Source organism: Myroides sp. (genome assembly GCF_032073645.1).
Taxonomy (GTDB): Bacteria; Bacteroidota; Bacteroidia; order Flavobacteriales; family Flavobacteriaceae; genus Flavobacterium; species Flavobacterium odoratimimum.
On sequence record NZ_DAMANB010000012.1, the window covers coordinates 57005 to 77607 of the forward strand.

Annotated in this window: 18 protein-coding genes and 1 riboswitch; of the genes, 13 read left to right on the forward strand and 5 right to left on the reverse strand. The window is 33.2% G+C overall.

All coding sequences use genetic code 11. The annotated features are described in order from the left end of the window. Positions 1 to 19: 19 nt before the first annotated feature. Both RT228_RS10375 and RT228_RS10380 read right to left on the reverse strand, forming a co-directional pair. Positions 20 to 592: a Crp/Fnr family transcriptional regulator gene (locus RT228_RS10375; RefSeq protein WP_006259408.1), complete on the reverse strand. Its 573-nt coding sequence runs from the start codon at positions 590 to 592 to the stop codon at positions 20 to 22. 391 nt (positions 593 to 983) lie between these two features. Beyond that, entirely contained in the window at positions 984 to 3065 is a 2082-nt protein-coding gene (locus tag RT228_RS10380; protein ID WP_006259407.1) for an LTA synthase family protein, read from the reverse strand. A 315-nt stretch (positions 3066 to 3380) separates the two neighbouring features. Here RT228_RS10380 and bioB point away from each other — a divergent pair, with 315 nt between their 5' ends. The 3 genes from bioB to RT228_RS10395 all read left to right on the forward strand — a co-directional run bounded on the left by bioB (position 3381) and on the right by RT228_RS10395 (position 6405). Beyond that, a complete protein-coding gene (gene bioB / locus RT228_RS10385) occupies positions 3381 to 4355 on the forward strand; it encodes a biotin synthase BioB (RefSeq protein ID WP_006259406.1) in 975 nt (324 codons plus the stop codon). A gap of 1079 nt (positions 4356 to 5434) precedes the next feature. After that, positions 5435 to 5878: a hypothetical protein gene (locus RT228_RS10390; protein ID WP_006259403.1), complete on the forward strand. Its 444-nt coding sequence runs from the start codon at positions 5435 to 5437 to the stop codon at positions 5876 to 5878. Between the two features lie 254 nt (positions 5879 to 6132). Beyond that, positions 6133 to 6405, forward strand: coding sequence for a TM2 domain-containing protein (locus tag RT228_RS10395; protein ID WP_006259402.1), 273 nt, complete (start codon positions 6133 to 6135; stop codon positions 6403 to 6405). A gap of 28 nt (positions 6406 to 6433) precedes the next feature. Here RT228_RS10395 and RT228_RS10400 read toward each other — a convergent pair whose 3' ends face one another. Continuing rightward, positions 6434 to 7660 carry an MFS transporter gene (locus RT228_RS10400; protein ID WP_006259401.1) on the reverse strand — a complete coding sequence of 409 codons (1227 nt, stop codon included), beginning with the start codon at positions 7658 to 7660 and terminating at the stop codon, positions 6434 to 6436. An 89-nt stretch (positions 7661 to 7749) separates the two neighbouring features. Between RT228_RS10400 and RT228_RS10405 the strand changes: the two genes are divergently transcribed. The 5 genes from RT228_RS10405 (at position 7750) to RT228_RS10425 (ending at position 12554) form a co-directional block, all read left to right on the forward strand. Continuing rightward, a complete protein-coding gene (locus RT228_RS10405) occupies positions 7750 to 8643 on the forward strand; it encodes a LysR substrate-binding domain-containing protein (RefSeq protein WP_006259400.1) in 894 nt (297 codons plus the stop codon). Positions 8644 to 8952: 309 nt separating this feature from the next. After that, positions 8953 to 9903: an ABC transporter permease gene (locus RT228_RS10410; RefSeq protein ID WP_006259399.1), complete on the forward strand. Its 951-nt coding sequence runs from the start codon at positions 8953 to 8955 to the stop codon at positions 9901 to 9903. Further along, entirely contained in the window at positions 9896 to 10843 is a 948-nt protein-coding gene (locus RT228_RS10415; protein ID WP_006259398.1) for an iron chelate uptake ABC transporter family permease subunit, read from the forward strand. The genes RT228_RS10410 and RT228_RS10415 overlap by 8 nt, the downstream gene beginning before the upstream one ends. Further along, complete coding sequence (locus RT228_RS10420; RefSeq protein WP_006259395.1) at positions 10840 to 11598, forward strand: ABC transporter ATP-binding protein; 759 nt, start codon at positions 10840 to 10842, stop codon at positions 11596 to 11598. The genes RT228_RS10415 and RT228_RS10420 overlap by 4 nt, the downstream gene beginning before the upstream one ends. Positions 11599 to 11618: 20 nt before the next feature. Then, on the forward strand, positions 11619 to 12554 hold the full coding sequence (locus tag RT228_RS10425; RefSeq protein ID WP_006259392.1) for a siderophore ABC transporter substrate-binding protein: 936 nt from the start codon (positions 11619 to 11621) through the stop codon (positions 12552 to 12554). A gap of 193 nt (positions 12555 to 12747) precedes the next feature. Here RT228_RS10425 and RT228_RS10430 read toward each other — a convergent pair whose 3' ends face one another. Then, the gene (locus RT228_RS10430; RefSeq protein ID WP_006259391.1) at positions 12748 to 13173 is read right to left on the reverse strand and encodes an acyl-CoA thioesterase; all 426 of its coding nucleotides are present in this window, start codon (positions 13171 to 13173) and stop codon (positions 12748 to 12750) included. Positions 13174 to 13339: 166 nt separating this feature from the next. Beyond that, positions 13340 to 13485, reverse strand: a riboswitch (cobalamin riboswitch). Between the two features lie 525 nt (positions 13486 to 14010). Here RT228_RS10430 and RT228_RS10435 point away from each other — a divergent pair. Beyond that, the gene (locus RT228_RS10435) at positions 14011 to 14334 is read left to right on the forward strand and encodes a Bor family protein (protein WP_006259390.1); all 324 of its coding nucleotides are present in this window, start codon (positions 14011 to 14013) and stop codon (positions 14332 to 14334) included. Between the two features lie 248 nt (positions 14335 to 14582). Here RT228_RS10435 and RT228_RS10440 read toward each other — a convergent pair whose 3' ends face one another. Then, a complete protein-coding gene (locus RT228_RS10440) occupies positions 14583 to 15233 on the reverse strand; it encodes a DUF6266 family protein (protein WP_006259389.1) in 651 nt (216 codons plus the stop codon). A gap of 434 nt (positions 15234 to 15667) precedes the next feature. Here RT228_RS10440 and RT228_RS10445 point away from each other — a divergent pair, with 434 nt between their 5' ends. The 4 genes from RT228_RS10445 (at position 15668) to RT228_RS10460 (ending at position 20455) form a co-directional block, all read left to right on the forward strand. Then, a complete protein-coding gene (locus tag RT228_RS10445) occupies positions 15668 to 16747 on the forward strand; it encodes an XAC2610-related protein (RefSeq protein WP_006259388.1) in 1080 nt (359 codons plus the stop codon). An 89-nt stretch (positions 16748 to 16836) separates the two neighbouring features. After that, positions 16837 to 18822, forward strand: a complete 1986-nt coding sequence (locus RT228_RS10450) for a thiamine pyrophosphate-dependent enzyme (protein ID WP_006259387.1) — start codon at positions 16837 to 16839, stop codon at positions 18820 to 18822. Between the two features lie 33 nt (positions 18823 to 18855). Next, positions 18856 to 19809: a phosphoribosylaminoimidazolesuccinocarboxamide synthase gene (locus tag RT228_RS10455; protein WP_006259386.1), complete on the forward strand. Its 954-nt coding sequence runs from the start codon at positions 18856 to 18858 to the stop codon at positions 19807 to 19809. A gap of 10 nt (positions 19810 to 19819) precedes the next feature. Beyond that, entirely contained in the window at positions 19820 to 20455 is a 636-nt protein-coding gene (locus RT228_RS10460; protein ID WP_006259384.1) for a nitroreductase family protein, read from the forward strand. Positions 20456 to 20603 lie beyond the last annotated feature (148 nt).

Here is a 20603-nt window from a genome sequence, read left to right on the forward strand (position 1 = left end):
CATACTATTCCCTCGTTTTTTATTCCTCTTCTTGTACTTTTTTTAAAGCACGGTTTAAGGTACGTGTAGTGATACCTAGATAAGAAGCCATATCTTCTTTAGAGATATGTACTTGTTCTTTCTCTTGTAGCTCTAACAGTTTTTCTAGTGCGTGTTCTACTGTATAAAGTTGTTGAAAAGATGCTCTTTCGCTAGTATGAAACACTCTTAATGCTTCTACTTCTAGTAGGGTGTTATTAAAGGTTATATCTGTTTTTAATAAATGTTCAAATACGGATAGAGGAATGATATAAGCACTTACGGGTGTTATAGCTTCTACTGAGCATAGACAGTTTTTTTTACCAATAAACTCTATCTCTCCCATTATCTCTCCTGTACTTAAGAACTCAGGGATATATTCCTTACCATTTTCTTCTGTGATATAGCATTTAGTAATCCCTTCTTTAATAACAATAACCTTAGTAACAGGATCACCCTGATGTAGTAGAACTTCTTTAGGCTTATAAGGTTGCAATAAAATTTTGTCATTAAAAACATCAGTCTGTGCCAATGATTCAATGTATGATAGAAAGTCAATATTTATTCTTAACATTTTTTTATAGCATTAAGGACAAATGTCCTATGTGAGTTATACAATAATAGTGATTTTTGCAGTATCAAAATTAAGTATTAATACTTATTAATTTAAATGAATTAAGGAGTTTTATACTAAGATTAAGAAGAATGCTGTGCTAGTGTTTTCATTAATTAAATTTGATAAGTTTTTTTCAATTATATATTACAAAGTGATAAGTGTTTTTTAAAATTAAAACGGGAGAGCAAGGTAAGTGGTGTTTTCCCGTTTTCTTATGTAAATGTAGAATTGAATTATTTTAGAACAATTTTGTGTTGTTTATTTGTTGTAGACAGCATTCATATAAATAATTGTGTTACGTGTGTTTAAAAAAGCAGGGAGAGTAGTGTGCACTACTCTCCCTGCTTTTTTATTTATTATAACTCTTTGATTCTAGCTGTTTAGCTGTAAATTGATAAAATGAAATAGCTTCATCTACATACTTAGATTGTACATCATCTATTGGAGTAAGAGGAGTTACTAGATTATTAACAGTCTGAGTATTGAATCCATATTGTCTTACCTTTTGATTAGGACTAAGGATGGTTAATGTGTTGTCTCGGATATAACCTAAATCTTGATAAGTAGCTATAAAGGCTCTTGGTTTATAATCTGCTTGTAAAACATTAGTTCCAAAAAATTTAGAGTCATATTTAAAGTTAAGTATACCTAATAAGGTAGGCATGACATCTATCTGTGAGATCATTTGATCAAATTGTTGTGGGATAAGCCCTTTAGGAGCATATATCATAGCAGGTATTCTATATTTATCTAGAGGTAGCTGTGTCTTACCCGCACTAGAAGCACAGTGGTCAGCTAAGATCACAAAGATGGTATTATCATACCATGGTTGTTCTTTAGCTAATGCAAAAAATTCTTTGATTGCATAGTCAGTATATCTAACTCCTTTATCTCTAGCACTAGTAAGGTCAGAGGTATCTAATACTCCATCAGGATAAGTGAAAGGTCTATGGTTACTTACAGTCATGATATGATTAAAGAAAGGGTTGCCTTGTTGATATTCTTCATTCATTACTTCTATGGCTTTCTTAGCCATATCTCCATCTGCTACTCCCCATACATTCTGAAAGGTAATCTGATCAGGCTTAAAATTAGACTTATCTACAATGCTATAATTATTGCCTTCGAAGAAGTCTTGCATATTATCGAAATATGCGTCTCCTCCATATAGATACTTAACAGTGTATCCATTTTTAGCAAATATACTTCCTGTTGTAAATTTATCTTTATTGTCTTTACGCTTTACAACGCTTTCACCAGGAGAAGGTGGTATAGACAGCGTTATAGCTTCTAGTCCACGTACAGTTCTGTTACCAGTAGCATATGTAGAGGTAAAGAATAAGCTTTTCATCGCTAGACTATCTAAGAAAGGAGTAAGTTTATTTGTATTGCCATAAAACTCCATAAAGTCTGCACTAAGGCTCTCTATGCTTATGAGGACTACATTTTTTTTGGTAGTTGTACTATCATTATCGATATTTCTAAGAAGTGAAGAAGCTCCATTATATTGAGGGTAGAATTGTTTAATATTTTTAGCTAGTTCATCATCAGGTAGCGTATTGTAGAACTTAAAATAATCAATGACACTGTTATTAAAAGCTTGATAGAATTTAAAAACCCCATTACTTTCTAATTCTTCAGCGAATATATTATCTGTATTTAGAGGAGTCATTACCTTAGTAATAGCAGATAAAGAAATTCCAAATACAAGTAAATAAACAATACTAAGTATAACCTTATTTTTCAATGGAGCAAGATGTTCTATAACATACTCTGTTTTTTTGAAAATGTAATATGTAGTTAATAATGTGATTAAAGCGATGATGCTAAATAATGGAACCACTGGATAAGACTCCATAATATTACCAATGACTTCATTAGTATATACGAGATAATCAACTGCGATAAAGTTATATCTAACACCAAACTCATTCCAAAAAAAGAATTCACTCACTGTGTTTTGCACAAGGATTAATACGAAGATAAATAATGTAAGAGCATAACTTATTTTTCGAACGGTTGTTCTATGTTGAGGTAAGAAAAGACAGATGCCGAATAACACTGTTTTTATAGATAAGAAGGTAATAGCTATCTCAGGAAGTACACCACCATATTCTGATATAATAGTTTTGCCAAAGGTAACCCATCCCCATAAACCTAATAGGATAGCGAATATGATATATCCATAGGGTTTATTATACTTCTGATTTGAAAAGAAAATAAAGTAGAGCCAAAATATAAAATATCCTATACTGAATATGAGAATATCACGGATAAAACCTAGCCCAAATACAGATAATACTTCTCCTGAGGTAAAAGTAGAAGTGGTTATAGGGTGATTAATTAATACAATGCGGAGTACAAAATTCAGTAATAAGTAAAAACAAAGTAAGTATTTATACGGAATAAAGAATGATGGATTGTTTGACATAGTGATTGAGTTTTTTGTGTAATCTGTTTATTGTTTTTTCTATAACAATAAAGTAATATATTTTATTGTGTTTTTAATGTTATTATTTTGGTAATAATTAATTGAATGTGTATTTATTTTTTTATTTAATGTATTAATGCTTTGCTTTAATTAGATTTAATATAATTATGGTGGTGTTATATATGAAATATAACGAGTATAGAGTGGTTGGTATAAAATTAGAAGTGGAATAGGTCTAAATCTAAAAGTGGACTATTCTTTCTTTTTTCTTTCCTTTTATTTTTGAAATATCTATCATAAATAAACAAAGAGAAAATGGAAATTAGACACAACTGGACTAAAGCTGAGATTCAATCAATATATGATACTCCTTTATTAGAATTAATTCATCAAGCTTCTTTAGTACATCGTCAATATCACAATCCAGAGGAAGTACAAGTAAGTACTTTATTGTCTATTAAAACAGGAGGGTGTGTAGAGGATTGTTCTTACTGTGGACAGGCAGCTAGATATCATACAGATATAAAGGTACAGCGACTACTGCCTTTAGAGACTGTATTAGGCACTGCTAAAAAAGCAAAGGAAGCAGGGTCTTCTCGATTTTGTATGGCAGCTGCATGGAGAGAGGTAAGAGATAACAAAGACTTCGATAAAGTACTTGATATGGTTAAAGGTGTAAATGAAATGGGATTAGAAGTCTGTTGTACTTTAGGAATGTTAACAGAGGAACAAGCTAAAAGATTACAAGAGGCTGGCTTATATGCTTATAATCACAATTTAGACACCTCAGAAGATCACTATGACAAGGTTATCTCTACTCGTACATTTTCTAATCGTATTAATACTATTGATAATGTGCGCAAGGCAGGTATAACAGTATGTTCAGGAGGTATAATTGGTTTAGGAGAAAATGATGTAGATAGAATATCTATGTTGCATACCTTAGCTACTATGGATACACATCCAGAATCTGTACCTATTAATGCTTTAGTACGTGTAAAAGGGACACCTATGGAAGAAATGCCTAAAGTAGAAACTTGGGATATGATCAGAATGATTGCTACAGCTCGTATTGTGATGCCTACTACTATGGTGAGGTTAAGTGCTGGGCGTATAGAAATGTCTGATTATGAACAGGCAATGTGTTTTATGGCTGGAGCTAACTCAATGTTTTCAGGAGATAACGAAACATTATTAGTGACTCCTAATCCTAGTCTATCATCAGACCAAAGATTATTGAATAACTTAGGGTTGAAACCAATGCTATCTAAAAAAGAAGTAGAAGTATAAAAGATATTTTTATTTATAATATGTACTGAGAGTCTTAATCAATGTGATTAAGGCTCTTTTTGGTTAAAAAGTAGAATAATTGTTTAAAGTAGCTATTTAGGAATAGTTTTTGTCTGTAAAAATATTGATAATGTGTTTAGAGTATAGATAAGGTTTTATAAGTATTGAAAAGGGTTTTTTGAAATACTTAGGTGTTATATCGTGTTTTAGGTGAGATATGATGTATTTTATTGATGTAGAGTGAGTTATTGTGTTTGTAGATTCCAGAGCTAGTGACGGTGGGGACTGTTGTTTTGTAAGCTCTGGAATCTCTTTTTTAAAGCTAATACTCATGTCATGGCTTTTACTGTATTTGTATATTGCTAAGGTGTTTTATTAATGAGGTTTGAGATATTATAACATTTTTGTTGATGTGATCTCTAGTTTTAATAAAAATAGTAGATGCCTTTTATGAAAAAAGAGGTATTAGGAGTTAAAAATAATTTGCGATATATAGTGGAAATAGAGGTCGAAGAGATATAAAAGTTAAAAAAACAGATCAAAATGTAGAATTATAATCTTTTATGTCTTTAAAAAAGCAACAAAAAATTAAGGTAATTCTTGTTGTTGTTTTTTATTGTATTTCTGGTTATTCGTGATTTGTTTGTGGATATTAGTGTTAATAAGGTTAAAGTACTGTGTTTAGTTTGTTATATTATAAATGTTAACTTTTTGTATTGCTAAAAAAGTTTCTAATATTAGAATAAGATTAGGGTTATTCCATTAAGTTAGAAGTTAATATGTAGAATTTTTATGATTTATGTCATATTGATGCGAAAACTACGGTTATACATTTGTCTCAGAAAATAAAAGATAAGGTAACAATGTCGGAGTTACCTAGTATTTAAAAACGTTCTTTTTTAGTCTGTTTTTTATTATGTAAACTTAATTGTGTTTATTTTATTTACAGTGATTTTATATACCTGTAAAACGTCGAAAAGGGGAATGCAAGGCAGTTGATGTATTAATACCTCCAGAGGGAGAGGAGGTGTACACGGATTAAAAAAGATTATTATTAATTTTTTTTAATTATTTACATTATGAGACGATGTGCGCAAGTTTTAATTGGAGTTTTGATTATTGGTATGAGTTCATTATTAGCTAGTTGCAGTGCAGACGATAATAATAACTTAGAAATTGACAAAGCATTAAGTGTTAACAGTATTAATATTGAAAAAACATGGATTGTAGCTCATTTCGACTTCCAAGAAGGAGTGAGTAGAAGTCATAAAGAAAGATACCAAAAATCACTAATTGAAATTGATATCATGAAAGGTGGAAAGTACCAGGCAATTGACAAATACAGTTTAGAGGAATCTAAAGGAAATTGGGTACTAGAAGGTGAGATGATAAGTCTAGAAAATGATGCCGACGGAGAAGTGAAGAGATACAGAATTATTGATTTGAGTAGAGCTGAAGCTCTTGTTAGTCCTATCAATACTAAAGAGATCTCACAAATGGAATTAGTGAGCTTTAAGAAATAGCTTCAGATAAGTTCACCTTATTGACAAAAGAGCAATCTATGTTTTATAGATTGCTTTTTTTATTGTATTGAAGTTTAAGTATTGGTGTTTTTTATTTTATTTTGAGAGTTAGTTGTTTTTGTAAAATAGTTATGTTAAGTGGTTGTTTTGTAGTGGTATTATTTGTGTTTGTTGTTTTTATTTAAAATATTGTTATATTTTTCTTGTTTGTTGGATAAACAATTTTAATTTTGCAAAAAAAATAATATAAAAAGATGGAACAATTTACTACACAGAAGAGTGCAACTACTCCTTCTCAAGAGAACAAAAAAGTGGTAGCTGGTATTTTAGGAATTTTATTACCTATTTTCGCTATCCATAAATTCTACTTAGGGTATACTAAAGAAGGTGTTATCCAATTAATCTTAGGATTAGTTACTTGTGGATTTGCTGGAATCATTGGACTTATTGAAGGAATTATCTATTTAACTAAAACAGATGAGGAGTTCTATAATACATACCAAGCAAACAAAAAAGGTTGGTTCTAATACATAGAAACATATAAACAAAAAGCCACTATTCAGTGGCTTTTTTCGTTTGTCTTGTACTTAGATAAGTCGCAAGAAGGGCTATTATAGTCATGCCCATAAGCGTATAGAAGAACCCATTCCAATTGCCTTTATTCACAAAGACTCCTGTAGAACTGCCTATAATACTTGAGCCTATATAATAGAAGAACCAATACAAGGCTGTTGCGGAACTCTTTGCTTCCTTACCTAGAGTCGTTACTACTCTACTAGCTATGGTATGTCCACTAAAGAATGAGATGGTGAAGAAAGTCAATCCTAATAGGATAATAACAAGGTTGTCCATATACATACCTATTACACCTATTAACATTAATCCTAAAGCGATTAGAAGTATCATACGAGATGAATATCTATCTGATAAAGATCCGGCAACCATATTACCAAAAATACCAAATGCGTACATTAAGAATATCATAGCGATAAGATAATGTGGTAAGTTATAAGGAGCTGATTCAAGTTTAAAACCTAAAAAGTTATATACACTTACGAACGCCCCCATTAGACAGATCGCGACGAGATACATAGCCATTATCTTATAGTTCTTAAATATAGACTTCATCTGTCTTAGCTTGTGTTTTATTTTTAGCTTTTTAGGAGTGAAGAATCTAGACTCTGGAAATAAGATATAAAATGCAATGGCAATAACTACAGCGAGTATACCTATAGTAAATACTGCTGCTTGCCAACCAAGCCACCCAGATACTAATGCGGCAACAATTCTTCCAAACATTCCTCCAAAAGTATTTCCTGCCAAGTAAAAACTTATGGCTGTTCCGATGTACTTAGGATCTATTTCTTCTGCTAAGTAGGCTAATGTCACTGCTGATACCCCAGATATGCACATTCCTTTTATAAAGTTAATATTGACTAAGATAGAAAAATCATTAGCCCATACAGATAAGAGGGTGAGCATCGTAGAGGTGACTAGAGAGAAGAGCATGATGTCTTTACGTGGATAACTATCTGCGATAAATGCAAAAAGTAATAGACCAATAGCCATACCTAAAGTACTAGCAGATACTAGATAGCTACTTTCAGAAGGTGTTACTTTAAAGTATTGTGTGATTTCAGATAATATAGGTTGGAAATTATATAATTGAGCGAATACAGAAACTCCTACTAAAAATATACTCCATTTAATCTTTTTGTACGTAGTGGTTCCTTTAACAGCTTTTATATGAACGACTTCTTCTGTATAGGTGGTGGTATTCATATTCTTTATTTTTTGTAAAGTTACGAGGAAGCTCTATATTAGTAAAACGGTATTTTTCTATTACATCAATCGGTAAAAACGATCAACTCATGGAACTAAGACAACTAAGGTATTTCTTAAAAGCAAAAGAATTACTCAATTTTACGGAAGCTTCTAAGCATTTATTTATTACACAGAGTACATTATCTCAACAAATAAAACAGTTAGAAGAAGAAATAGGCCAACCACTATTTGATAGAATAGGAAAGCGTATAGCACTGACAGAAGCAGGAGAGTTATTCTCTTTTTATGCTGAGAGAAGTATAAGAGCTGCAGAAGATGGAAAGCTCTTATTAGAGGATTTAGAGGGGCTAAAGACAGGAGTATTGCGTATAGGGCTTACGTGGGGACTAAAGTCTTTAGTACTGTCTTCTCTTACTCTTTTTACACAGACATATCCAGAAGTGAAGATAGAGGTGACATTTGGTACGACCAATGAGTTAATGCATTATCTAGAGAAACAGTATATTGACTTTGCTCTGACTTTTTTTGATGGAGCACATGAAGAGAACTTCATTTATAAGACTGTATTGATATCAGATATGGCTTTTATGGTTGCTAGAGATTCTGAATTAGCACTTCTAAAAGAGATTAGACTAAAGGAGATAGAACAGTATAGACTAGCCTTGCCTGTACAGGGGTTCAGTACGCGTAACTTTTTAGACAGGGAGTTCGAAAAGTATAATATCCGACCTAATATTGCCATAGAGACTAATCAAACTTCTATGATTATTGACCTTGTCAAAAAAGGTGCTTATCAAACTGTTCTTACTTACGCAACTGTACATGGAGAAAAAGACCTTTATGCTATCCCGATTATAGATAGTGATATGAAGCGAGAAGCTGTTATTATTCAATTAAAAGACAGTTATCTCAAAAAGTCCGTGAGAGTATTTGTCGATTTATTAATGAATGAGAATAAAGATGGGTTAAACACATTATAACTGTATGTTTCAGTCTCTGTTTAGGTAATAAATGAGCTGTTATTTACCATGAAATAGAACTTAATGAGATTTATTTTAAAAAAGGCCGAATTGTGATTACTTTAATTTTAACGTTATAAAATTTAATTAATTAAAAAATGAAGAGTTAATACTTGTGTTTGTTTGATAGAATCCGTGTATACATTAGTATACCGATAATCTAACTAATTGAGTTTACATAAATTGATAAGTTTTTTTCTTTTGTTAGCCACTTTACTTTTTTATATTTGCGATTATTTAATTTGATTCTAAATAAAAACAAACGAGTAAATGATAAGAATATTATTAATTCTTATACTGATTATAGTTTCTTTCATCTCTGTATTTGTTGGCGTAAAAGATATATCTGTATTTGATATACACCGACTAGATCAGGATGAGATATTGGTTATGTTAGTAAGTAGATTACCCCGTATGATATCTGTATTAATAGCAGGTATTGGTATGAGTATTTCTGGATTGATTGTACAACAGATTTCTCTTAACAAATTTGTCTCACCGACTACGATGGGGACTTTAGACGCTTGTAAGATGGGAATATTATTTAGTATGATATTATTTCCAGGAGGAGGGATGGTCTATAAGATGATTTTATCATTTACAATAGCTTTATTAGCAAGTGTTATTTTCTTAAAGATCTCGAGTAAGATAAAAATGCGCAATATCATTTTTATTCCATTAGTAGGGATAGTTTTTGGAAATATCCTTAATGCGATATCTACGTTCTTTGCTTATAAAACGAACTTGGTTCAGAATATGGAAGGTTGGCTGATAGGAGACTTTTCATCTATTATCAAAGGGAACTATGAGATTTTATACTTAGGAGTTCCGATTGTGTTCTTGAGCTATTTATACGCTAATAAGTTTACTATCGTAGGTTTAGGAGAAGACACCGCGAGTAGTTTAGGATTAGATCATAAGAAGATTACTTATCTAGGATTGATATTTGTAGCTATTACTTCTACTGTAGTGGTTCTGACAGCAGGTGTGATTCCTTTTTTAGGACTTATTATTCCTAATATTGTGAGTTTGATGTTTGGAGATAATCTTAAGAAGACGATTAGTTATACAGCATTGATAGGAGCGATCTTTTTAATGGTATGTGATATAATAAGCAGAATGTTAATAGCACCTTATGAGATTCCGATAGGATTAACAGTAAGTATTATAGGTGGATTAATATTTTTAATACTAATATTTAAACGCGCTAAACATGTTTAAGAACAAGATTATTACAGTTTTAGCAGTTGTTTTATTATTATTCATTGCTATATATATGTTCACCTTTACGGGAACCAAATTAGATTATGTATTACCTAGAAGAGGATATAAGGTTATTGCGATGATTTTAATATCGTTTGCTATAGGGTATTCCTCTATTATATTTCAGACAATATCAGCTAATAGAATCTTGACACCTTCTATTATGGGGTTTGATTCATTCTATTTGTTGTTACAGTCTTTGCTAGTGTTTGCTTATGGAGATAGAACATTTCAGGTTCTTAATTCAGAAACCAACTTTGCGATATCTGTAGTATTAATGTTAGGATTCTCTTTAGTGATGTACTATTTAGTATTCAGAAGAGAGAGTAAGAGTATGTATTTATTACTATTAGTGGGACTGTTAATGGGAACACTGTTTAGGAGTTTCTCTTCTTTTATAGTAATGCTTATTGATCCTAATGAATTCTTAATCATACAGTCGGCAATGTTTGCTTCGTTTGATAAGATAAACCTAAATCTATTGACTATATCCGCTGTCTTATTAATAGCCTCTATGCTAGTGGGGATTAAATATTTTAGACAGTTAGATGTACTTAGTTTAGGTAGGGAGAATGCCATAAGTCTTGGGGTAGACTATCATAAAGTGATCAAAGCTAATTTGCTTATTATCTCTGTGATGGTAGCTATTTCTACGGCATTGGTAGGGCCTATTACGTTCTTAGGAATATTAGTTGCCAATTTGACTTACGAGCTTGTGAAGAGTAGTAAGCATAGTTATATGGTACTAGCATGTTGTTTGCTAACAGCGGTTACTGTTGTAGGAGGACAATATCTAGTGGAGCATCTCTTTAATATGAGTACTACTATTAGTATTATTATCAATTTTGTAGGAGGGGTGTATTTTATTTATTTATTATTAAAAAGTAACAAAGGATGATAGAAGTAAAGAATGTATCTAAGACGTATGGTGAGAAGATGATTCTAAATGATGTGTCAGTTTCTTTTCCAAAAGGAAAAATCACATGTCTAGTAGGAGGGAACGGAACAGGTAAGAGTACTCTGTTATCTATTATTAGTCGTTTAGTCGCTAAAGACTCAGGACTTATAAATTTATTAGATCAAGATATTGTCAATTTTAAGAATAGAGATTTCGCAAAAAGATTATCAATCTTAAAACAAGCAAATCATCCTAATGTAAGGTTAACAGTTAAAGAGTTAGTCGAGTTTGGGCGTTTTCCGCATTCTCAAGGTAGAATGAATGCTATCGATCATGAGAAGGTAGAGGAGAGTATCGCTTTTATGGGATTAACAGATATTCAAGAACAATACATAGATGAATTAAGTGGAGGACAGCGTCAGCGTACTTTCTTAGCGATGGTATTGGCACAGGATACAGAGTATATTCTGTTAGACGAGCCGCTTAATAATTTAGATATGAAACACTCTGTTGAGATTATGAAGATTCTTCGAATTTTGGCAGATGATTATGGAAAGACCATAATTATTGTAGTGCACGACATTAATTATGCTTCTTCGTATGCAGACTATATTGCAGCAGTTAAAGATCATAAGATTATCCATTTCGGATTAACGGATGATATTATTCGCGAGGATATTATGAAAGAAGTTTTCGATATAGATATGACTATAGTTGATAATTGTAACAATAAGGTATGTATATACTTTAAATAATTTTAACTAATCGAGTTGTTATGAGTAAATTTTTAATAAGCTGCGTGGCAGCTTCAGCTTTAATCTTTACGTCTTGTAAAGAAACGAAGACAGAGACTACAGAGGAGAATGTAGCAAAAGTGACAGTTGAGCACTTGTCAGGAACTACTGAAGTAAAAGAAAACCCTAAAAACACTGTTATTCTTAGTTATGGAATGATAGATACTTTTGAGGATTTAGGTATAGAATTTAAAGGAGCTCCTAAAGGTAATATGCCTGCTTACTTATCTAAGTATGCAGATGATGCTAACTTAGTAGATGTAGGTGGTATTAAAGAACCTAATATGGAGAAAATAAATGAAGCTGAACCAGAACTTATCATTATCGCAGCTCGTACTGCTGCTATGTATGATGAGTTTAGTAAAATAGCTCCTACTATTAATCTTGATATTGATATTAAAGATTATATGAATTCTTTTAAAGCTAGCCAACGTACAGTAGGTAAGTTGTTTGGTAAAGAAGAGTTGGTAGAGAAAGAGTTAAAAGTAATCGATGAGCGTGTGGCTAAGATTAACGAGACTACTGCTAAATCTGAGAAAAGAGGTTTAGTTGTGCTTGCTAACGAAGGACGTTTAAGTGCTTATGGAAAAGGATCTCGTTTCGGGATTATCCATGATGTATTCGGATTAAAACCTGCTGATCAAAACATCGAAGCTGCTACACATGGTCAAGCGATCTCTAATGAGTTCATTAAAGAATTAAACCCAGATTACATCTTCGTAATCGATAGAGGAGCTGCTATTAAGAGAGCTACTATGGGTAAAGAGGAGTTTGCTAATGCATTAGTAAAACAAACAAACGCATATAAAAATGATAAAATCATTTTCTTAAACCCAGAAATATGGTATTTATCAGGAGGAGGACTTAAGTCTATCAAAATGATGTTAGACGAAGTTGAGCAAGCAATTGCTGAATAATCTTTAATTTTTTTTGCGATAAAAGCTATCTGAATAAGGTAGCTTTTATTGTGAAATAGTGTTGTGGCTTGAGCAAATTCTTGTTAGAAGACGCCAAGCGTGTGCTGTTTTTAGAATAGAAATCAAAACAGTGTGTATAAAAAAATCCCTAATGATTATTCGTTAGGGATTTTTTGTATGATATAAAGATTTACTATTCTTCTACTTCGTCAAATACAGGAACAGGGCGTTTGCTCTCATTGATCGCTACTAAAGTAAATGTACCAGTCATCGCTTTTTCTCTTCCTTCTCTGTACATACTTTCTACGAATACATCTACGCGTACATCTAGGCTCGTTCTTCCTACACGTACTACTGTCCCGATAAGCTCTACTAGTGTTCCTGCAGGGATAGGATGATTAAAATCAATCTTATCACTAGATACAGTTACAATAGGTTTACGACAGAAACGTGTAGCTGTCATGAATGCTATCTCATCCATAATGTACATTACCGCTCCACCGAACATGGTGTTGTGGTGATTAGTTTGTCCTGGGAATACAGCTTTAAATACGTGTGTTTCCGAATCCTTTATTTTTTTTTGGATACGTAACTCTCTGTTTGTTAATTGACCTTCCATATTGTTGTAATGATTCTTTTTTGAGTTAGTTATTACTTTTAATATTCATAAATTATGGAATAGCTATTTTGGCTTTTAGTTGTTTAGTATACTATTCTTTCTAAAATGTCATAAGGGAAAGATATTAGTATAACTATGTTGCTTCAAATCGCGAAAGCAATACCATAATATTATACTTCTACTGTGTAGGTGATCTGACTTATAATTAGTTCTAATTACTTACAGTTGCGCGACAGCTCGTGAGTTTCACACGATTCCCCTGACAGAGTAGTTTATTCAATGTATAACCTTGCAAATATAAGTACTATAAATGGGAAATGATTAATCTAGTGTAAATCTTAGTTCATTTTTAACCCAGATTATGTATTTGGCATCTAAACGAATAGTTATTATACAAAACAGGTCTACATGAGTGATTTCACTTAGAGTAAGGTTATATCGCTAATGAAAGAACCAGGGGGCAGAATTGCTTTGTAGTATTGGGTTAATATGTAAGGTGATTCTGAGGGGGATAAAGCTTTTAGGGGGAGTTATTTGTTGTATTAATCAGTGTATATTTCGCCTTGATTTGTATGTAAAAAAAACTTATTTAGATCTAATTAGCGATACGTAATCTGATTTATAAAGTGAATAGCTTAAATTGACTATTTATGTCTTTATTTATTACTGTTCTAAATAGTAGTGTTTTTAAATTACATTTCTGTTTTTAATATTTTTTATAAGTTATTTATTTGATAATCTATATTATCTATGATATTGTTATAGTACTGTCTCTCTATTTTTAATATACTTCAAGGGGTAGTATATTTAGAATCATTAAAAATAAGAATAGTAAAAATGAAGACAATTAAATTAGCCTTGATGTGTTGTGTAGTTGCAATAACTATGACATCTTGTTATACAGCAAAAGTAGCAGTAGGTGATACTGATCTAACAATGCCTGTGGTAGAAGTAAACAAAAAGAAGAATCATGCGCTTATAGCAGGTTTAATTCCTTTAAACAAAGGGTATAAAGGAAGTGAACTAGCAGATAAGAAAACGAACTATGTTGTGAAGACTCAAATGAGCTTTGTAGATGGTCTATTAGGATGTATTACTTTTGGTATTTACACTCCTACGACTACCACTATCTATGTACCTATGGAGGACTTTAAGAAATAGTTGTTGCTCTTAGAAGTATTAAAAAGGATTAGATAATCAGTAGGTTATCTAATCCTTTTTTTGTTTTAAGCGTTACATCAGTTATCATCATCAGATTATATAGTTCATTATTCTACCTAATGTACTATGAAATGAATCTGATAGATAATATAAAAGTTCTATTAGGTATAATAGCATAGTGTATCTACTTCATTTCTATCGGTTGTTTAGGCAGGAATGAAGTAGAGTACTACACTGTATCTGATCAGCTAATCTAGAGCTATTTCTTCGTGATATAAACTTGTGCTATTCAGTGTCTCTTCTTTGTTTTTCCACATTGTCCAGATATGGATCGTACCGTAAGTCCATTGTTCTTTCAGTGTGATCAGTCCTATTTTATCCATTCGTTGTCCTACCGTATCATAGATCTGAAATTCCTCTTCTTCATTGTGAAAGATTACGACGCTTAGCAGGTCAGATTCTGCTGTCATGCTGTTATAGCTATTGTCTTCCCATTCTAGTTTGATTTGCTTATCTTCTGTAAGTTGTATTTTATGGATATGTGCTACAGGAAGTGTTCCTATAGATACAGTGACTAGATTGAGTTGTAAGTACCCTCTGTCACCTTCATAGCCGATACCATGTCTGAGTAAAAACGAAGATTGTTGTTCTGTCCCATTGATAAGTGATTTCTCACCTTGTCTCATTGGTGTGTATTGATTAATAAATCCTCTTATTTTGGCTAAAAAAGAAGATACAAGTGCCATTTTCTCCTGCTGTATCCGTTGTTTTTCTGAAAAAGGTTTAGTGCTTTTCCTCGCTTTAGATCGCCAGAAATAGCGACCTCGCCATCTTACGCCTATTACGGGACCTACCTTACCAGATACGCCACCTAACATTCCGTTCATTGCTTCTGCCATAATTTTGATTTTTAAATGGTTGCTTTATTTTTTGTAAAATTAAGATATCAGAAGGGTACTTTTCTTCTAGTTCACTTCTCGTCCATTTATTGAACCCTTGATGAAGCCAGTAAATACGTTTTTAGAGGCAAAAAAAGTTAAAAATACTTTGAATACTATCAGCATTTTATTTAAAACTGTCTTTATTGAAAGTTGATTTGACATTTGAGTTTAGCTTATATTTCTATGATGTTGCTTGAGGGTTGCTAGAGGCATCCTTGCACCTTCCTTCGAGAAAATGCCTCTCTAGGCTAGTAAACTGCAAGAAAACCCCTAGAATACTCCTAGAATCAGCAAGAGAGATGGTGTAGATTGTGAATTATACTTATAAGTAAAAAGGATAAGGGAGCTGAATGAAAATAACTTTATTTTTAAGGAGTTAATAAAGTTGAAATATGAAGAGTAAAATAATATTATTGTTATTAAGTGTGGTATTAGTCACTATATCTTGTAAGAAGAAGATAGAAGAATTTCCTAATACGACTACAGAAGAAGTGGTTCTTGCAGAAGAGGAGTGGGATGACGAAGGAGAACTAAGCGAGTGGGATGATAGTGCTGATTTTACAGATAAAAGATGGAAGGATGTAGATGTTCATTATACGTACCATTTTACAGGTAAGATAGATGATAAATATGCTTTTGATATGTATTTAAAAGTATTTGAAGACGAGATATCAGGATATTACTATTATCTAAATAATGGAACTTTTATTGATATTAATGGAACTGTGAGTCATGGAATTTTAGAGTTTAAAGAAGAGTTTGGTAATACATTCAGAGGGCACTTTGATTATGATAAAGGAGAGGTAGTAGGTGAATGGACTAATGTGAGCAATGGTGCTGTAATGCCTTTTGTAATGGCTAACCCTAAAGGTAAGGGGTACCCTCAGAAACAGTATAAAGCGTTTTTAAATAAAACTGATTATTCGAACGATACTTATAATGTAACTGAGATAGCTGAAATAAGTGATAAACATGAGGTTAAACGAATAGAAATTGAGTCTGTATTTTGGTATTATAAGGACGAACCTAATTTTAAGATTTATTTACAAGATTATAATTTTGATGGTTATTTAGATATTTCAGCATTTCATTTTTTACCAGCGTATCCACCAGTCAAATTTCAATTCTTATTGTATAATTCCAATAGTAAAGAGTATGTTTTTGATGAAGTATATAATGATTCTATTTATACCTCTGTACCTGGAACAGATTTTAGAAAGAAGTTATTATACGAATATGGAGAAGGTAGAGGAGGAACTGAAAAAGTTTATAAGTTACATGAGAATAAGCTCTATGCTGTTTTTGGAACCTATATTGGAACAAGAGAAATAGATGATTCTTTTAATCCGCCAACATGGTATTATAAGATAAAGAATGGGAAAGAAATAGAAATAACAGAAGAAGAGTTTAATCAAGTTTATGGTAAGAATGTTTTAAAGTTTTTTGAAAGTAAGTATTGTTATGAGTTGTAAAAGTGATTATAGAATAATGTAATTACTTGTTTAGAATTAATTTGTTTAGTAGGGGCAAATGCTTATTTTTAGAGTCTATTAAACCAATTATGAAACAATTACATTACGACCGAAAAAACTTAACAGACCAAGAGTTACTTGGACTTTATAAAAAATTACTCAAACCTAGAATGGTAGAGGAAAAGATGCTTATCCTGATCAGACAGGGCAAAGTATCTAAATGGTTCTCCGGAATAGGGCAAGAGGCTATCAGTGTAGGAGTGACTGCTAGTTTAGAGCAGGACGAATACATTCTGCCTATGCACCGAAACTTAGGGGTGTTTACCTCTAGAGATATTCCTTTACACCGCTTGTTCTCTCAATGGCAAGGAAAGGCAAATGGGTTCACTAAGGGACGTGAGCGCTCTTTTCACTTCGGTACTCAAGAGTATCATATCGTGGGGATGATTTCTCATCTAGGGCCTCAGTTGGGTGTAGCAGATGGTATTGCCCTAGCGCATACCTTGAGAAATGAGAATAAGATAACAGCAGTATTTACAGGTGAAGGAGCTACTTCTGAAGGAGACTTCCACGAGGCGCTGAATATTGCTTCTGTGTGGGACTTACCTGTTCTTTTTGTAATCGAGAATAATGGTTATGGACTGTCGACTCCTACGAATGAGCAGTATAGATGTGAGCATCTAGCAGATCGTGCGATAGGATATGGGATGGAAAGTCATATTATAGATGGGAATAATATCTTAGAAGTATACCAGCGGATCAGTGCACTGGCACAATCTATGCGTGAGAATCCTCGTCCTGTATTGATAGAGTTCTTGACCTTTAGAATGCGTGGGCACGAAGAAGCTAGTGGTACAAAGTATGTGCCTCAAGAACTGATGGATATGTGGCAACTAAAAGACCCTGTGGAGAATTACAGAGCTTATCTAAAAGAAATAGGCGTACTGACAGATGCTTTAGACGAACAGATTAGAGAAGAGTTTAAACAAGAGATAGACAAGGACTGGAAGGCAACACAAGAAGAGCCTGCTATAGTAGCGGACTTGGCTACAGAGCTGAATGATATGTATGCTCCTTATCAGTATGAAGATATACAACCAACAGCAGAAGTAGCTAATATTCGACTGATAGATGCGATATCAGAAGGGTTAAAACAATCTTTTGAACGCCATGATAACTTAATCATCATGGGGCAAGATATTGCAGAATACGGAGGTGCATTTAAAGTAACAGATGGTTTCGTAGAGCAGTTTGGCAAAGGGCGTATTCGCAATACACCTATCTGTGAGAGCGCAGTAGTCTCTGCCGCGATGGGGTATTCTATCAATGGAGGAAAAGCGATTATGGAGATGCAGTTTGGCGATTTTGTATCTACTGGGTTTAATCCGATTGTAAACTATTTGGCAAAGATACATTACAGATGGAATGAGAAGGCAGATGTGGTCGTGCGTATGCCGTGTGGTGGTGGTACACAAGCAGGCCCATTCCACTCACAGACCAATGAAGCTTGGTTTACAAAAACACCAGGACTTAAGGTAGTGTACCCTGCTTTTCCGTATGATGCAAAAGGGCTAATGGCTACTGCTATTAATGACCCTAATCCTGTGATCTTCTTTGAGCACAAACTGTTGTATAGGAGTATTTATCAGGATGTACCTAAGGATTATTATACACTGCCGTTTGGAAAGGCGAGTGTGTTGAGAGAAGGGGCAGATGTGACCGTAGTGACCTTTGGAGCAGGAGTGCATTGGGCGATGGAAGTGCTAGACAAGCACCCTGATATTAAGGCTGATTTGATAGATTTACGAACTTTACAACCTTTAGATGAGGAAACTGTATTTAAATCAGTGAAAAAAACAAATAAAGTTATAATTTTGCAGGAAGATTCCTTATTCGGAGGAATTGCAAGTGATATGTCGGCGATGATTATGGAGAATTGTTTTGAAGACTTAGATGCACCTGTAAGAAGGGTAGCCAGTTTAGAGACAGCCATACCATTTGTGAAAGCTTTAGAAGATCAATATCTGCCTAAGGACAGATTTGAAACAGCGCTATTAGATTTGATAGCCTACTAGAATAGAAAAGAACTACACAACTATAACAAGAATATGAATAACACAATCACAAAAACGGGTTTTGAGTTTCCAAATCAAAAGTCAGTTTACCGCGGAAAAGTAAGAGAAGTTTATAATATAGCAGACGACTTATTAGTTATGGTTGCTACAGATAGATTATCGGCTTTTGACGTTATTATGCCTAAGGGAATTCCCTTTAAAGGACAAATCCTAAATCAGATAGCAACCAAGTTTATGGAGATGACAAGTGACATCGTTCCTAACTGGTTAGTAGCTACACCTGATCCTAATGTAGCGGTGGGGCATGTATGTGAGCCGTTTAAGGTGGAGATGGTGATCAGAGGTTATCTAGCTGGGCATGCTGCTCGTGAGTATGCAGAAGGAAAGAGAGTGTTATGCGGAGTGACCTTGCCTGAAGGGGTAAAAGAGAATGATCAATTGCCATCACCTATTATCACTCCATCTACTAAAGAAGATTTAGGAGCTCATGATGTAGATATCTCGAGAGAAGATATCTTGGCAAGAGGGATTGTCTCTGAAGAAGATTATTTGGTATTAGAGCAATACACACACGCACTGTATCAGAGAGGAAGTGAGATAGCAGCAGAGCGCGGTTTGATCTTAGTGGATACTAAATATGAATTTGGGAAGACTAAAGACGGAAAGATTGTGTTAATCGATGAGATACATACGCCAGATTCTTCTAGATACTTCTATGCAGAGGGCTATGAAGAAAGACAAGCAAAAGGGGAGGCTCAAAAGCAATTGTCTAAAGAGTTCGTCAGACAATGGTTAATCAGCAATGGCTTTCAAGGAAAAGAAGGACAGGCAATACCAGAGATGACGGATGAGTATATCAATAGTGTATCAGATAGATATATAGAGCTATATGAGAAGATTATAGGAGAACCATTTGTGAAGGCTGATATCTCTAATATTAATGAACGTATAGAGAATAATGTTTTAGCTTTTTTGGCTAAGAGATAATTAATAAATTATGGAGTTACTAAAGAGTTTACAGTGGCGTTATGCTACTAAGAAATATAATAGTTCAGTTAAGATAGCAGACGAAAAAGTAATGCAGATCATCGAGGCAGCTCGTATGGCACCTACTTCTTCTGGGTTACAACCTTTCGAGATGATCTTAATCAAGAATCAAGAGTTAAAAGAGAAGCTATTACCTGTGATTATGAATCAAAGTCAGGTGGTGGATAGTTCACATGTTTTGGTTTTTGCTGCTTGGGATGCTTATACAGAAGAGCGCATTGATGCTGTATTCGATAATGTAGAGAAGACGAGAGAGTTAGCTCCTGGTGCTATGAATGATTATAAAGGATTTATCAAAGGTAACTTTGCAGCAATGTCACAAGAGAAGCAAGCAGAGCATGCAGCTCGTCAGGCTTATATTGCTTTTGGTATGGCTATTGCAGCTGCGGCTGAGTTAAGAGTAGATGCTTCACCTATGGAGGGCTTCTATAATGATCAGTTAGATGAGGCATTAGGTTTAGATAAGAAAGGACTGAGAAGTGTAACTATTTTAGCGATAGGAGAAAGAGATCATGAAAATGATTGGTTATTACCTATGAAGAAAGTACGTTTTGCACTAGAAGATATTTTAACAATTATCGAATAATAGATATCCCCTCTTTGTAGGGGATATTTTTTTATATGTGATTACGAAATTCATAATATCGTTTTGTTAAAAATACTTTAATTTTTACTTAGTGTAATTTTTTTACTGTTTTTTTGATTGATTATCAAAAGATGTATGTATTAATTCA

Bases quoted from the DNA above. Each gene is read 5' to 3' on its own strand.
- RT228_RS10375 (WP_006259408.1), bottom strand. From the start codon at position 592: ATGTTAAGAATAAATATTGACTTTCTATCATACATTGAATCATTGGCA.
- RT228_RS10380 (WP_006259407.1), bottom strand. From the start codon at position 3,065: ATGTCAAACAATCCATCATTCTTTATTCCGTATAAATACTTACTTTGT.
- bioB (WP_006259406.1), top strand. From the start codon at position 3,381: ATGGAAATTAGACACAACTGGACTAAAGCTGAGATTCAATCAATATAT.
- RT228_RS10390 (WP_006259403.1), top strand. From the start codon at position 5,435: ATGAGACGATGTGCGCAAGTTTTAATTGGAGTTTTGATTATTGGTATG.
- RT228_RS10395 (WP_006259402.1), top strand. From the start codon at position 6,133: ATGGAACAATTTACTACACAGAAGAGTGCAACTACTCCTTCTCAAGAG.
- RT228_RS10400 (WP_006259401.1), bottom strand. From the start codon at position 7,660: ATGAATACCACCACCTATACAGAAGAAGTCGTTCATATAAAAGCTGTT.
- RT228_RS10405 (WP_006259400.1), top strand. From the start codon at position 7,750: ATGGAACTAAGACAACTAAGGTATTTCTTAAAAGCAAAAGAATTACTC.
- RT228_RS10410 (WP_006259399.1), top strand. From the start codon at position 8,953: ATGATAAGAATATTATTAATTCTTATACTGATTATAGTTTCTTTCATC.
- RT228_RS10415 (WP_006259398.1), top strand. From the start codon at position 9,896: ATGTTTAAGAACAAGATTATTACAGTTTTAGCAGTTGTTTTATTATTA.
- RT228_RS10420 (WP_006259395.1), top strand. From the start codon at position 10,840: ATGATAGAAGTAAAGAATGTATCTAAGACGTATGGTGAGAAGATGATT.
- RT228_RS10425 (WP_006259392.1), top strand. From the start codon at position 11,619: ATGAGTAAATTTTTAATAAGCTGCGTGGCAGCTTCAGCTTTAATCTTT.
- RT228_RS10430 (WP_006259391.1), bottom strand. From the start codon at position 13,173: ATGGAAGGTCAATTAACAAACAGAGAGTTACGTATCCAAAAAAAAATA.
- RT228_RS10435 (WP_006259390.1), top strand. From the start codon at position 14,011: ATGAAGACAATTAAATTAGCCTTGATGTGTTGTGTAGTTGCAATAACT.
- RT228_RS10440 (WP_006259389.1), bottom strand. From the start codon at position 15,233: ATGGCAGAAGCAATGAACGGAATGTTAGGTGGCGTATCTGGTAAGGTA.
- RT228_RS10445 (WP_006259388.1), top strand. From the start codon at position 15,668: ATGAAGAGTAAAATAATATTATTGTTATTAAGTGTGGTATTAGTCACT.
- RT228_RS10450 (WP_006259387.1), top strand. From the start codon at position 16,837: ATGAAACAATTACATTACGACCGAAAAAACTTAACAGACCAAGAGTTA.
- RT228_RS10455 (WP_006259386.1), top strand. From the start codon at position 18,856: ATGAATAACACAATCACAAAAACGGGTTTTGAGTTTCCAAATCAAAAG.
- RT228_RS10460 (WP_006259384.1), top strand. From the start codon at position 19,820: ATGGAGTTACTAAAGAGTTTACAGTGGCGTTATGCTACTAAGAAATAT.